This is a genomic window from Photorhabdus sp. CRCIA-P01 (assembly GCF_003545805.1).
Classification (GTDB): domain Bacteria; phylum Pseudomonadota; class Gammaproteobacteria; order Enterobacterales; family Enterobacteriaceae; genus Photorhabdus; species Photorhabdus antumapuensis.
Genome location: NZ_NMQR01000041.1, coordinates 1 through 13,692, shown reverse-complemented (window position 1 = coordinate 13,692; position 13,692 = coordinate 1). Strand labels below are relative to the sequence as shown.

At 40.7% G+C, this 13,692-nt stretch carries 12 protein-coding genes and 1 pseudogene; 7 read left to right on the top strand and 6 right to left on the bottom strand.

Annotated features, from left to right (window positions below; all coding sequences use genetic code 11):
- Window positions 1-70: 70 nt before the first annotated feature.
- From aqpZ to D3222_RS18940, 5 genes are all read left to right on the top strand, one after another.
- Entirely contained in the window at window positions 71-766 is a 696-nt protein-coding gene (gene aqpZ / locus D3222_RS18960; RefSeq protein WP_118987539.1) for an aquaporin Z, read from the top strand.
- Between the two features lie 353 nt (window positions 767-1,119).
- The gene (locus D3222_RS18955; RefSeq protein WP_118987538.1) at window positions 1,120-1,890 is read left to right on the top strand and encodes a phage tail protein; all 771 of its coding nucleotides are present in this window, start codon (window positions 1,120-1,122) and stop codon (window positions 1,888-1,890) included.
- Window positions 1,891-1,892: 2 nt separating this feature from the next.
- The gene (locus D3222_RS18950) at window positions 1,893-2,519 is read left to right on the top strand and encodes a tail fiber assembly protein (protein ID WP_118987537.1); all 627 of its coding nucleotides are present in this window, start codon (window positions 1,893-1,895) and stop codon (window positions 2,517-2,519) included.
- 289 nt (window positions 2,520-2,808) lie between these two features.
- Window positions 2,809-4,107: a phage tail fiber protein gene (locus D3222_RS18945; protein ID WP_118987536.1), complete on the top strand. Its 1,299-nt coding sequence runs from the start codon at window positions 2,809-2,811 to the stop codon at window positions 4,105-4,107.
- Between the two features lie 205 nt (window positions 4,108-4,312).
- Window positions 4,313-5,311 (top strand): endonuclease, encoded by a 999-nt coding sequence (locus tag D3222_RS18940; RefSeq protein ID WP_118987535.1) that lies wholly within the window; start codon window positions 4,313-4,315, stop codon window positions 5,309-5,311.
- Window positions 5,312-5,698: 387 nt separating this feature from the next.
- Here the strand turns inward: D3222_RS18940 and D3222_RS18935 are convergent, their stop codons facing one another.
- From D3222_RS18935 to D3222_RS18915, 5 genes are all read right to left on the bottom strand, one after another.
- Entirely contained in the window at window positions 5,699-6,532 is an 834-nt protein-coding gene (locus D3222_RS18935) for a siderophore-interacting protein (RefSeq protein WP_118987534.1), read from the bottom strand.
- 138 nt (window positions 6,533-6,670) lie between these two features.
- A complete protein-coding gene (locus D3222_RS18930) occupies window positions 6,671-7,762 on the bottom strand; it encodes a histidine kinase (RefSeq protein ID WP_232832593.1) in 1,092 nt (363 codons plus the stop codon).
- Window positions 7,763-7,970: 208 nt separating this feature from the next.
- On the bottom strand, window positions 7,971-8,144 hold the full coding sequence (locus tag D3222_RS18925; RefSeq protein WP_118987532.1) for a DUF2474 domain-containing protein: 174 nt from the start codon (window positions 8,142-8,144) through the stop codon (window positions 7,971-7,973).
- Entirely contained in the window at window positions 8,125-9,132 is a 1,008-nt protein-coding gene (gene cydB, locus D3222_RS18920) for a cytochrome d ubiquinol oxidase subunit II (protein WP_118987531.1), read from the bottom strand. The genes D3222_RS18925 and cydB overlap by 20 nt, the downstream gene beginning before the upstream one ends.
- Window positions 9,122-10,459, bottom strand: coding sequence for a cytochrome ubiquinol oxidase subunit I (locus tag D3222_RS18915; RefSeq protein ID WP_118987530.1), 1,338 nt, complete (start codon window positions 10,457-10,459; stop codon window positions 9,122-9,124). The genes cydB and D3222_RS18915 overlap by 11 nt, the downstream gene beginning before the upstream one ends.
- 131 nt (window positions 10,460-10,590) lie before the next feature.
- Here D3222_RS18915 and D3222_RS18910 point away from each other — a divergent pair, with 131 nt between their 5' ends.
- Together D3222_RS18910 and D3222_RS26180 are read left to right on the top strand one after the other, a co-directional pair.
- Window positions 10,591-12,012, top strand: coding sequence for an aminotransferase-like domain-containing protein (locus D3222_RS18910; protein ID WP_118987529.1), 1,422 nt, complete (start codon window positions 10,591-10,593; stop codon window positions 12,010-12,012).
- Between the two features lie 38 nt (window positions 12,013-12,050).
- Window positions 12,051-12,170 (top strand): annotated as a pseudogene (locus tag D3222_RS26180) (AbrB/MazE/SpoVT family DNA-binding domain-containing protein); the annotation flags it as partial.
- A 200-nt stretch (window positions 12,171-12,370) separates the two neighbouring features.
- Here D3222_RS26180 and D3222_RS18900 read toward each other — a convergent pair.
- On the bottom strand, window positions 12,371-13,213 hold the full coding sequence (locus tag D3222_RS18900; RefSeq protein WP_118987528.1) for a hypothetical protein: 843 nt from the start codon (window positions 13,211-13,213) through the stop codon (window positions 12,371-12,373).
- Window positions 13,214-13,692 lie beyond the last annotated feature (479 nt).

Below are 13,692 nucleotides of genomic sequence, written 5' to 3'. Positions count from 1 at the left end.
ATTTTAATTTATTGGCTATAGTTAATTTCAGCAAGGTAACTCGTTTTGAATAACTGGATGAGGACAAAACATGTTAAGAAAATTAGCGGCTGAATTACTTGGAACTTTTGTTCTGGTTTTTGGGGGATGTGGTAGTGTTGTATTCTCTGCGGCATTTCCTGAATTAGGGATTGGTTTTGTTGGTGTATCTTTGGCATTTGGTTTAACAGTATTGACGATGATATATGCTGTTGGGCATATTTCTGGCGGGCATTTTAATCCCGCTGTAACAATTGGTCTTTGGGCTGGTGGTCGTTTCAGGGCAGTAGAAGTTATTCCTTATATTATTTCTCAAGTTATAGGTGGTATTCTTGCGGCGGCGGTACTGTATGTTATTGCCAGTGGACAGGCGGGTTTTGATGCGACCACGAGTGGCTTTGCATCAAATGGTTTTGGTGAGCATTCACCGGGTGGATTTTCACTTCAATCAGCTATTGTAGCTGAAATTGTTTTAACGGCTATTTTCTTAATTGTCATTATTGGTGTGACAGATAGACGAGCACCTGCGGGTTTTGCACCATTAGCAATCGGTTTGGCGCTGGTTTTAATTAATTTGATTAGTATTCCTATTACCAACACTTCAGTCAATCCGGCACGAAGTACGGCTGTTGCGATATTCCAGAATACCTGGGCTTTAGAGCAATTATGGTTTTTCTGGGTGATGCCAATGATTGGTGGGATTGTTGGCGGGGGAATTTACAGGTTATTGTTCGCTGAAAAACAATGATTTTTACTGGTGAGTTACCTTGCTTAAGGCCACGCTGTCGTGTGGTCTTTTTTGTCATTGTTATTTTTTCATTTGTTTTAATAAAGGCAGGAAATATTGTCATGAAAATTTTAAATAGTAAAGATAAGGTAAGAAGTGATCAATGCAGATGATCTGGGTGTGTTTTATTACAATGTGTTGGATGATTTATTACTGCCAATTATACAAAAATAATTAACCTCATAAGTTATAAAATAAATCCCATTATTCCTTTCCTGAACTAGACTATAATCTTCGCCAATTGAGAGAGGCTATCTGTACGATAATTTAATATATTGATTACTGAATGACATTATTGAATTTAAGAGGGGTGTATGAGCCAAAGAAATGATTTTAAAGCCTTTTCTATCAGTGATAATGCTAATGTAGTGAGTCAAAAAAAATATGAAGAAAGCCAGAGTTTACAGACCGGATTTCCACCTGAGAATGTTTCTACTCATGTATTAAATAAGGTATTACGCCAATCCTCAACAATATCATCTGTTGTGGCTAATTTTATTGCGACACAATCTGGTGAGGATGTTTTGGATGATGGTGATATAGCTAAACTTACTGTGCGATTCAATAGGGCTTTAGATAAAGCTTTAGAGCAAAAAATTTCAGGTATTTCCAACATCCCTGTTGGCTCTCCTATTCCTTGGCCGTTACCCCATCCACCTTCCGGTTATTTCATTTGTAATGGCTCTGCTTTTAGTAGATCACAGTATCCGAAATTAGCAGAAGCTTATCCTAACGGTAGATTACCTGATTTAAGAGGTGAGTTTATTCGTGGCTGGGATGATGGGCGGGGTGTTGATAGTGGTCGTGAAATTTTAACTCACCAAGGGGATGCGATTAGGAGTATTACTGGTAGTGTAAGTGGACGAACTGTAACTAACTCATCCCGTATGTTTAGTCACGCTAGTGGTGCTTTTTATACTTCTGGAACTAACCCCTACAGTTTATTTAATACTGGCACCACATATGACTCTATAGCCCAAGATCGATTTAGTCTACTAGAAATAGATGTTTCTCGCATTGTACCTACTGCGAATGAAAATCGTCCCCGCAATATCGCATTTAACTACATCGTAAAGGCAGAATAATAATGACACAAGAAAATATCTTAGATACTGAAACCGCTATATTAGGTGAAGACGGATTAGCAATTCAAGCTGGCTGGATAAAGGTTTATCATGCTAATGCCTATTCGAGAGAATTCTCTGGTTCTGATTTCGAATATGTGGCGGAAGGCGTAGGTTTGTCAGCGCACTCTTATTTAGACGCGCCAGACTTGCCCGATTCTAATGATATGGCGGTGCGCCGCAGTGAGGACGGAAGTTATTGGGAAATTGTTCCTGACCACCGTGGAAAAATAGCTTACAACACGCAAGCGGGTGCACAGGAAGAAGTGGCTGTACTGGGTGAATTACCAGAAACATTAACATTCGAGCAACCGTCCACCGATTTTGATCAATGGGATGGTGAAAAATGGGTAACGGACTTTGAAGCTCAAAAAGCCGGTCAAATTGAACAGGCAGAACAACAACGTGCTATTTTTCGTCGGCAAGCTGATGACGCCATAACAGTATTGCAATATGCGGTTGAAACTGAAATGGCATCGGAAGCTGAAAAAACTTTATTGCTAGATTGGAAAAAATATTTGGTATTACTGCGTCGGGTTGATATTTCATCGGTGCCAGACATTAATTGGCCGGAAAAGCCGCAAGAATAATATCATTAAAGTTTTATAATTCTTAAATATTAACGAAGCGCTGGTTTTTAATCAGTGCTTTGATTGGAAAAAATTCGTATAAAAGTTCATGTAAAAATGAACTCTGATTCGTAAAGTTGATTTGGTTATCGACTTCAAATTTATTTTTGCTAAAAGTGGAGGGCGGTCAGTAAGGATATTTTTATTGTTTTTCAGAATTAGGCTATAACTGATGTAAATTATGGGGAATTATTTCTAATAATTCGACTTATTGACTGTAAATGAACATTATTTAATTTGGGGAAGGTATATGAGTAAAAATGATTTTAAAGCTTTTGCTATTGATAGTAATGCTAATGTGCCCAGTCAGCAAGACTATGAAACAGATCTGAATTTGTCGCGTGGGTTTCCAGACAGGCAGTATATTGATAATTACACATTAAATAAGATATTTCGTCAAACATCAACAATAACATCGGTTATAGCTGATTTTATTGCGACACAAACCGGTGAGGATGTTTTAGATGATGGTAATGTCACTAAATTCACTGCACAGTTAAATAAAGCTTTAGAACAGAAAGCGATAACAGGAATTCCCAATGCTTCATTAACACAAAAAGGTATTGTGCAACTTACCGATGTGATGGGTGATAGTGATACATTGGCAGTGACGCAACAGTTGATTAAGGAAATAGTTAATTCATTACTTGGAAATATTAATACTAGAGTACCTGATAGCCGGAAAATAAACGGTAAGGCGTTGACTGGGGATATCAATCTGACTGCGGGGGATGTGGGTGCAGTATCAACTAATAATGCAATGCTTTCAATGGGTTTTGCTCGTTTGAATGGATTGGAAAATTTATACGATGGTTGTGCCGGATATGGACCCAACGCGCCATTCGTCACTAAATATGGATTGCCACTTGGTGGGTATGGCGTTCAGTTAAGAATTAGTAATGTAAATGGCTTATCAAGTGAAGGCGTGTATGATGTATGGAGCCATAGGCTGGTTTTCGAGCATGAAGGCAATACATATCGTACAGATAGCATAAATAGCGATAGCAACAGACAAGCTACCCGTAAGTTTTGGGACGATAAGAACGCTAAACCAGACACCAACGGATACCTCAAGAAAGCCTCTCCGATAATAGAAATCTACCCTGATGGCACATTCTTGACTAATGACGAATCCGAAGGTGCAGAAGTGATAAAACAGGGAACCGGCATATATCGTATATCAAATATCCTGAGCTATAACGCTGATGGTGGTTGGGGGGTGCATGGAGGTATTTCCGTTCCCCGCGACAACAATGATCTCGAACTGATTTTTGTTGATGATCACGTTCAACCTGACGGCTCTATTATTATTGAGACTTTCCATCGCCAACACGTACATTTACCGGAGAGATTTCAAAATTGGCGGCTCAAATCTATTGATGACAATGGCAACAAGATATTCTATCAAGATGGGGAACCCTGTGATATTCCCGATTCTTGCCGTTTAGATATTCGGGTCCAAATGCCAGAAGATTCACTCTGGAACTTGAATCGAAAGAAGTTACAGAAAGAAATGGAGAGTAGCAGCGCTTTTGGTCATAAATTGTAATAAGACGGGGCCGGATGTCGGCCCTGTATCTTATTGGGATAACTACCATTTTGTGATATCTCAACCTGTTTATTGAATAGCTTTTCTGTTTAAACGAGATGCTAAGAAGAAATGCAAAGAAATAATGTTTGTCTTATAGGTCGATTATGAGGCAACATAAAAGGTTAAAATCAGAATGATATTTTTATATAAGTAGGGTTTAGCATTGAAACGTAAAGTTATTTTTTGGACAATTCATATTGGGTGTTTCAGTTTAATTGCTCCTTTATCTTCTTTTGCCGCTCCGTCTACCTTTGAACAAGCTAAAGTTGAATTGCGTAAACGCATTTATCATGATCAATTTAAGTCAGAGGCCGGGACATTTTATTGTGGTTGTCATTGGCAATGGACAGGTAAGAGCGGTGGACGCGTAATCCTTTCTTCGTGTGGTTATCAAGTCAGGTCACAACAGAGTCGTGCTGAACGAATTGAATGGGAACATATTGTTACTGCCTGGGTTTTTGGTCATCAGCGGCAATGTTGGCAAAATGGAGGGAGGAAGAATTGTGTCTCTGCCGATCCTGTTTTCAGGACAATGGAATCCGATATGCATAATTTGGCTCCATCAATTGGAGAGGTTAATGGCGATCGTAGTAATTTCAGTTATGGAATGTTACCGAAAAATATGCCGAATGATTATGGTCGTTGTACCAGTAAAGTCGATTTTAAATCTCGAACGTTTGAACCTAGAAATGAAGTAAAAGGGCAGGTCGCTCGGATTAATTTCTATATGCACGATCGTTACAATCTTTCCATGTCCCGCCAACAACAGCAATTATTTATCGCTTGGGATCGTCAATATCCACCGAATAAATGGGAACGGGAAAGAGATAATAGAATTGCCGGCATTATGGGGCATCACAATCCTTTTGTGACGGGTGAGCGGAAATGGCAATTGTGGCATAAGAACTCCGCCTCTGGCATTCCAAAAAGCGAGCAAGGAAAAGGGCAGAGAAATAGCCAAACTGATATCCAGAGGCAACGGGTGTTATCTGGTGCATCTTCTACAGGATTAATTAAAGGGAATAACAATAGCAAAATCTATCATTTTTCTCATTGTTCAGGTTATAAGGTGATTCAGGAGAAGAATACTGTCTATTTTAGAACAGAAACTGAAGCAAAAAATGCCGGTTTTCGGTTGGCTGGAAACTGTAAGGGTACTTAACAAAATAGATAATTAACTATTTTCTCTGTTGTCATCAATAATAATATTGTTGCTATCCGGTGGAGAAGGGAAGTTGTCATTATACTGTCATAATGATTCGTTAGTTTTTACTAAATAGAAATAATGGTGAATAACGTTAATGATTGATATCTGATTGCCCATATGATGGAACTAGCAAGGAAAATTTTCATTTTTTTAATTTACGAAAAAATAAATTTGTAAGAAAGTGTTACAAACTCAATAGGGATTGAGTTATCGTCAATCTCATTGCTTCGATTTTAAAAACCTCGTTTTAAGTGATCTTGCTGATAATATCAGTATCGCTGATTCCCTCATCCTCTGATTTCAGTAAGTGAGGGGATCAAGCAAGTAAGATATACAAGGCTGTTAATCGTCGTTATCCATCACTTCATGACGCAGGACATGATAACCTTCCTCATTAAAGCCATGCCTCCAGTAAGGGATGGCATATAGCTGGTGGCGTTCATAGCCTTTTTCTCGGCGAATATAGCGACGAAGTTCTTTTACTAGCTTATCTTCACCAGCAAGCCAGAAAGTGACATCTTCTATTGGTAATGACCAGGATTTAAATTCAGATATGATTTTTTCAGTTATTTCAACATCACCGGTGATCCAGTGAACCGCTATTCCAGCCGGCTTTTTTAATTCCTGAATATCTTGCTCGCTTTCGATACGAATAATGACTTGCCCGGTCGCATCTGGTTTTACTGTTTCCAAGAGCGCGGCAATAGCAGGCAGGGAGCTTGGGTCACCGGCCATATAATAATTGCTGACTTTTGGCAGTAATGGATCTGGGCCGCCGGGGTTAGTGATACCAATCCAGTCACCGATTTTAGCCCTATGAGCAAATTCTACCGCAGGGCCGCCATTGTGGTGTAATGCAAACTCAATATCGATCTCTTTTTGTTCGGTGCGGATGGCCCGAACGGAGTAAATGCGAGTCATTGGACGCAGTTCACTCGGCGGCCATATCGGGCCTTCTGGGGATAAAGTAGGTAATACCGGTTTGGTCTGTCCCGGAAGCGGTAAGAATATCTTTAGGTGCCCGCCTTCACATTCAGTGGGATAACTATCCAGACACTCGCTGGTGAAAGTCATACTGCGCATATTAGGTGTCACGTCGAAAATGTTTTTCACCTGAACCAGTCTAGGTGGTGCAGGCCGGTAAATATTTTTTTCTTCAATTGTTCTATTAGTCACGTAAAATTCCTCTGGAAAATTTACCGAAGGTTATTATCTGATAAAACCAAATTTAGTGTAACAGTAATTCACGCAAATGCTAATTATTATCATTCAACAAATTGCGCTGCCGTCGATAATGGGATTTATCCGCCTTTTTCAATCCACTGAAAATTGAATTTCTACCTCTGTACCACCATGTTTACGGTTTTTTATCTGTAATTGTCCACCTAGGATAGAAACTCTGTCTTGCATAATAGCCAGCCCAAATTTGTTTTTATTAGCGGAGTCCAGATTGATACCCTGACCGTTATCACTGACAACCGTAATGATTTTGTCATCGATAGGATAAATACGGATACTGATCCAATTGGCATTGGCATGTTTATAACAGTTGTTCAAACATTCCCTAATGATTTGTATCAAATGTTTGCTGTAACTGTCAGGAATGTGCTGATGATGTGTCAGGCGGTAATTGAATTCAATGTTGAAGCCTAGACGGTGGTTAAATTCATTAATCAAGGTCTGTAAAGATTCTTGTAGATTACATTGAGGTTGCTCATTCCTAAAAGTTGCCAGTAATTCTCTGAGCTGGCGATAGGCAATATTCAACTCATCTTTAATCATATTCAGCGAGGTTAAGCTTTGCTTGGGTAAATTATCACTGCCGATATATAAGCAATTAACTTGAATCTTAAGGAAAGAGAGGGATTGGGCAATGGAATCGTGGAGTTCACGGGAAATAGAGGCTCTCTCTGCGGCCAACATACTCTGGTGTTGGCATTGGAGCTGATTTTCCCGTAATAGTTTATTTGTCATTAAAGTCACCACATCCTGGACCAGGCTTTTTTCATCAGGAGTGAGATCACTATTTCTGTGTGTTTTTATCCAGAGTGTCCCATAGCTATCAATATTATCATCTAGATTCCATCTCATGATCAGCGGCATATCGAAATAGGGACATTGGTGGGGATTGCGGAAGAAATATTCTTGTTGTGATGGATAAAAGATGATTTTGGCTTCACAGAAAGGGATCAGGCGATTGAGGTGGGAAAAAATCTCCTGAAGCTTTTCAGGTAGCAGCTTACAATTTTGTAGTTTGAAATGGCTTTGACAGAGGCAATCCAAATAGCTATTTTTTTGTTTCAGTGCGTTAATTTCTGCTTTGTATCTTGCATGTTGCCATTCTTTGACAGGAGCAGAGTTATGTACCACTTTTATCAGGAAGTAGATATTTGTAATGCTTAACATTATCAATAACGGTAAGATCAAATCTTGAATAGACGGTTTATTAATCAATAACAGTATAAAAAGTAAAAATAAATTTATAATAGAGTTGATTACAAACAGTTTTTGGTTTTTGAAGATGGTGTTATTTGAACTTGTTTTCATCAGGTTAAGATTCCGTTCTGCAATACTGATGAAAACTTTAGCTCAATTTGTTAAATAGTGTTAATAATTACTTCAATTTCATACCTGCTGCTGTCATCAGAAGGCGAAATAGCGTGGAAACAGCAAAAAGAGCCATCACACTGCATAACCAAATCATTGCCATCCAGCCTATCCGTTTCCATACAGAAGGGCGTGGGATGTTTTGAGTAGTGATAGCTTGATTAGTGGTAGCCTTGTTCATGGTTAACTTTCCCCCGAAAAACGTAGTAGCTCCAATAGGTGTAAACCAGGATCACTGGGATGATAAGTAGGGCGCCGACCAGCATGAAACCTAAACTTTGCTGTGGTGCCGCCGCCGCTTCGTAGCTGATGGCCGGTGGGATCAAGTTAGGCCAGATACTGATACCTAACCCACTGTAGCCAAGGAAAACCAACAATAGTGCTACCAGAAACGGTGTGTAATGGGCTTTACGTTTGATGGAATGCAGGAGTTTCCAGCCAGACCAGACCACCAACAGTGGCACAGGCAAGAAGAACAATAGGTTAGGTAAGCTAAACCAACGTTCAGCTATTGTCGGATGAATGAATGGTGTCCATAAACTGATAATGGCGATAACTGTCAGCATCAGAAAAGTGAGCGGACGGGCGACACGGTACATCTCTTGTTGTAGGTGCCCTTCGGTTTTCATAATTAGCCAGCCACAGCCTAACAATGCGTAAGCAATTACCAGCCCAAAACCACAAAATAGGGGAAAGGGTGAGAACCAATCAAAATAGCTGCCGGCGTAAGCGCGGTTTTCCACCGGGAACCCCTGAATAAAGGCGCCCACCACCACGCCTTGAACAAACGTCGCCGTCACCGAGCCGCTGATAAAAGCTTTGTCCCAGATATGACGATGCTCAGGCGCGCATTTGAAACGAAATTCAAAGGCGACACCACGGAAGATCAGGCCAAATAACATTAATGTCAGGGGGATCGTTAATGCATCAAGGATAACGGCATAAGCCAAAGGAAAAGCGCCGAATAAACCTGCGCCTCCAAGCACCAACCAGGTTTCGTTACCATCCCACACCGGCGCAACACTGTTCATCATTAAATCACGGTCCTTATCGCTTTTAACCGTGGGATAGAGCAGCCCAATCCCAAGATCAAAACCATCCATGACAATGTACATCATGATGCTGAACACAATGATAATGAACCAGATTAACGGCAGATCAATACCCATTTTTTAGCTCCTTTTTGGGACCTTTGCGGATAAGTTTCATCATATAGGCGTAACCCACACCGAATACCGAGCTGTAAACCGCGATAAAAAGCAACAAACTGATGCTCATATGTATTTCACCGTGTGCGGATACTGCATCTTTGGTGCGCAACAGGCCATAAACTACCCACGGTTGACGGCCTATTTCGGTGGTAAACCAACCGGCAAGAATGGCGATCAGGCCGGAAGGTGCCATCAAGAATATGAAACGCAGGAAGGTTTTTGACTGATAAAGTCGTCTCTTATAGCGCAGCCAAAGCCCCCAAAAGCCGGCAACTATCATCAACACACCGAGGCCGACCATCACTCTAAATGACCAGAAAACCATAAGCGCATTTGGTCTGTCTTCCGGTGGAAACTCCTTAAGCGCCGGAACCTGCTTATCTATACTGTGAGTTAAGATTAGACTGGCGAGATAAGGAATTTCGACGGCATAACGCGTCTCTTCCCGTTCCATATCCGGGATACCAAACAGGATCAGCGGCGTTGCTTCGCCGGGAAGATTTTCCCAGTGGCCTTCCATTGCGGCGACTTTAGCGGGTTGATGCTCAAGGGTGTTAAGACCGTGAGCATCACCAATCAGTGCTTGCAAAGGCGCAATAATCAGGATCATCCACATCGACATGGATAGCATTTTTTTCATTGCTGTCGAGTCATTGCCTTTTAATAAATGCCATGCCGCTGAAGCTGCAACAAAGAATGCTGAGGCGAGAAAGGCCGCGGTAGACATATGAGCCAGGCGATATGGAAAGGAGGGATTAAATATCACTGCCAGCCAGTCGACGGGGACGACCTGATTATTGACAATTTCGTGACCTTGCGGGGTTTGCATCCAGCTATTGGAGGCCAATATCCAAAAAGTGGATATCAGAGTACCTAGCGCAACCATAACGGTAGCGAAGAAATGTAATTTTTCACCTACACGATCCCAGCCAAATAACATAACGCCGAGAAAGCCCGCTTCAAGAAAAAACGCGGTCAGTACTTCGTAAGTCAGTAATGGACCCGTGATCGAACCGGCAAAATCAGAGAAAAAACTCCAGTTGGTGCCGAATTGGTAAGCCATAACCAGACCGGAAACCACACCCATACCAAAGTTAACAGCAAAAATTTTCGACCAGAAATGATATAGCACTTTGTAATCAGTATTACGCGTTTTTAGCCATAACCCTTCCAGTACCGCTAAAAAACTTGCCAGCCCGATGGTAATCGCCGGAAAGATAATGTGAAAGGAGACGGTAAACGCGAACTGAATTCTGGCCAGTTCCAGGGCACTTAAACCAAACATAGTGACCTCTTATTTTTAGTTTGAATAAAGGCAGGAAATGTATGCGGATAAGTAAAGCATGAAAAAAATCACTATAATAGTGACAATTTTCTGTATATTGACTATAACAGTTTGCGAGGAGGTCTGAATTGATGAAACGTTATGAGCAATTTGCCAAGCAAATTCTCCAACATATTGAAGATGGTACCTGGCTGGTGGGAGATAGATTACCTTCACTGAGGGAATCAGTGAAGTTATCGGGTTTGAGTTTGATGACCGTTGTTCAATCATATCAATTATTAGAGAGTCAGGGATGGATCATTTCCCGGCCTCAATCGGGTTATTACGTCGCTAAACGTTTGCAACCCTTTGCCGCGGCAAAAGGGGGAAAGCGATTACATTTAAGTGAAAGTGTGGAAATAAGCGCTTCTATTTTTGATGTATTACAGGCGTGCAAAGATCCTGCGATTATTCCATTTGGTTCAGCATTTCCAGACCCTTCCTTATTGATTCAACCTAAACTTTCCAAAGCGTTAGCGGCGGTTGCCAGGCGAATAGCGCCACATAGTGCTTTAGCCAATTTACCGCCGGGGAATGATAAGTTACGGCGTAACATATCGCGCCGTTATGCAATGCATGGTATTCATGTCTCTCCTGATGAAATTGTCATCACTGCGGGTGCGATGGAATCACTAAGTTTCAGTTTACAGTCGGTGACTGAGCCGGGGGATTGGGTCGTGATTGAATCCCCCTCTTTTTACGGTGCCTTACAGGCCATTGAACGTTTACGTCTGAAAGCGGTAGCAATCAAAACTGATCCACAAAACGGTATTGATTTGGATGCGCTGGAGGAGGTTATCCAGAAATACCCGATAAAAGCCTGTTGGTTAATGACTCACTTTCAGAACCCGCTTGGGGGAACGATGTCTGCTGAAAGTAAATTACGGCTGGTGAATATCCTGAACAGTAACCAAGTGGTGCTGATTGAAGATGATGTTTATGGTGAACTCTATTTCGATCAACAACGGCCTGTACCGGCGAAAGGGTTGGACCGTGAAACCAATTTTATGCACTGCTCCTCGTTTTCTAAATGTCTGGCGCCGGGATTCCGGGTGGGTTGGGTTGCCGCGGGAAAACATGCCAAGAAAATCCAACAGTTACAAATGATGAGCACTGTTTCTGCCAGCATGCCGACGCAATTGGCGATTGCTGATTATCTTGCGGAAGGGGGATATGACAATCACTTACGTCGTCTTCGTCGCACATTGGAGCAACGTCAGCACCTGATGTTACGAGCAATTGGTGACTATATGCCCGCTTCGGTAAAAGTGAATCGCCCTAAAGGTGGCTATTTTCTCTGGTTGGAATTTGAACCTCTGTTCAGCGCACAGCGGCTTTATCAACTGGCATTGGCACAAGGGATCAGCATTGCACCTGGCAATATGTTTTGTACCAGCGAACAGTTTAACCATGCCTTTCGTCTGAATGCCTCTTTTGATTGGAATCAGGAAATTGAACGTGCTATGCAGACTTTAGGCAATATTTGCCATACATTATTGGCTGAAAAAGGCTGATATTAATCCCAATTAAGGAGAGTTTCATGGAGAAAGCAACAAGACAGGTTGATATGGCTGGTGAATCTTGGGATAGTTGGTTTGATGGTCCTAGTGTTACGGCTGATTTCTTGACAGAACGTGACCAGCCGCCAGTACAAAAACGTGAGGAATTCTGAACGCCCTCATCACATATGAAACTTATGGTGTCCACGATGCTTTTGCCGACACCATTTTGAGGTTATTTCACTATACCCGTCATCTTTCAAGTTGCCTCTTTGTTGGCTGCACTCACTCACCCCGGTCACATCGTTATCTATGCTCCCGGGGATTCGCTCCCTTGCCGTCGCGATGCATCTTGAAATCTATAAGGTATACATTATTCTATACAGAGCGCTCTTACGTTACTTCCTTGCTTTCTCCGGGTGGTCATACTGTTAATCCAATCTTCTAATGATACCTTCTGTGCTTGCTCGAATGAAGGTCTTACATTTACCCATGATTCGTACCTCAGATTATATTCTGATTGTGGCAGGAGGTAACTAGATTTGAATTCGATCATGCCTTTATCATTGGCGGAAGCGACGATTGAAAACTCAGACCAATACAAGAAGAATGACACACCACCTCTTGGTGATGTAGCAAGAACACTTTGTACGAAATTGGATTGAGTTTGCGTTCTACCTGCATAAGATAATGCCGCGATAGCCAGTTGCCTCAGCGGGATTTTCATCTGCTCTTTCTCCTGATTAGATAATCCTAAGAAGTTTTCCAGGAAAGAGTTGATCAAAACATCTGCATTATGGCTTTTTTGAATAACATATTGTGTGCTTGCTGACAGCAAAGAAAGGAATGGAACGCCAGATAATTCTGCTGTAAATGAGAAGAAATTCTTTTTATTACCTTGGCCTAGAGGATCTAAAGGATTATAGCCTGAGACCGCACGGCACATATTAATAACAGTTTGCAAGCCTTCGGTAATGCTTAGTGGATTTTTAGATGATGAGGAAGATTCTCTTGCAAGCTGTGTATAATTTCCTGTGGCTGCGCCATTAGCTGGACTCTGTACATCAGAAGAATCTACAACATTAGGATAATCCATAATAATATTGTCTGAGCGCTCCCAATCTTTAAGGAGCCTTGTTCCTCCTTTTTCCATATGTTCTATCCATTCTTGAGCTTTATTAACTGCGTAATCAGGATTATTTAAGATATTTTCCATGATTTTTATCCTTAATAGATTTATTAAATTAGGTATTGAATGTTAGGGTATTGTTGAAAATAGGGAACAATGTTGAATCCTATTTTTAACAGTGAGATAAATCGATAATCATATATTTAATATTACTTTTTTATCTCGGTAATATTCCCAGAATAAAGCATGTTTTTATTCTCTGTGAATTATTATTTAAGCAAGTGAATATTTTATTTTTAACTTTTGTTAATAAGTGTTAAATATATTTTTTGTAAACTAAGTATATCCGTAAGTGTGTATTTTTCATTATCAAATATTAATAGTGTGTAATTTAATTTGTTCTTCACAGATAAATAATTGTTCATGTGATGTTTTCATATTAGTATTAAAATATTGATCGCATATTCTATTCTTTATATTATATTTGTCTGTTTTTTTAACTTGATGATTTTATTGAATAACTATGATTTAAATAATCTCATTACATATTGGTAATAATATTATTG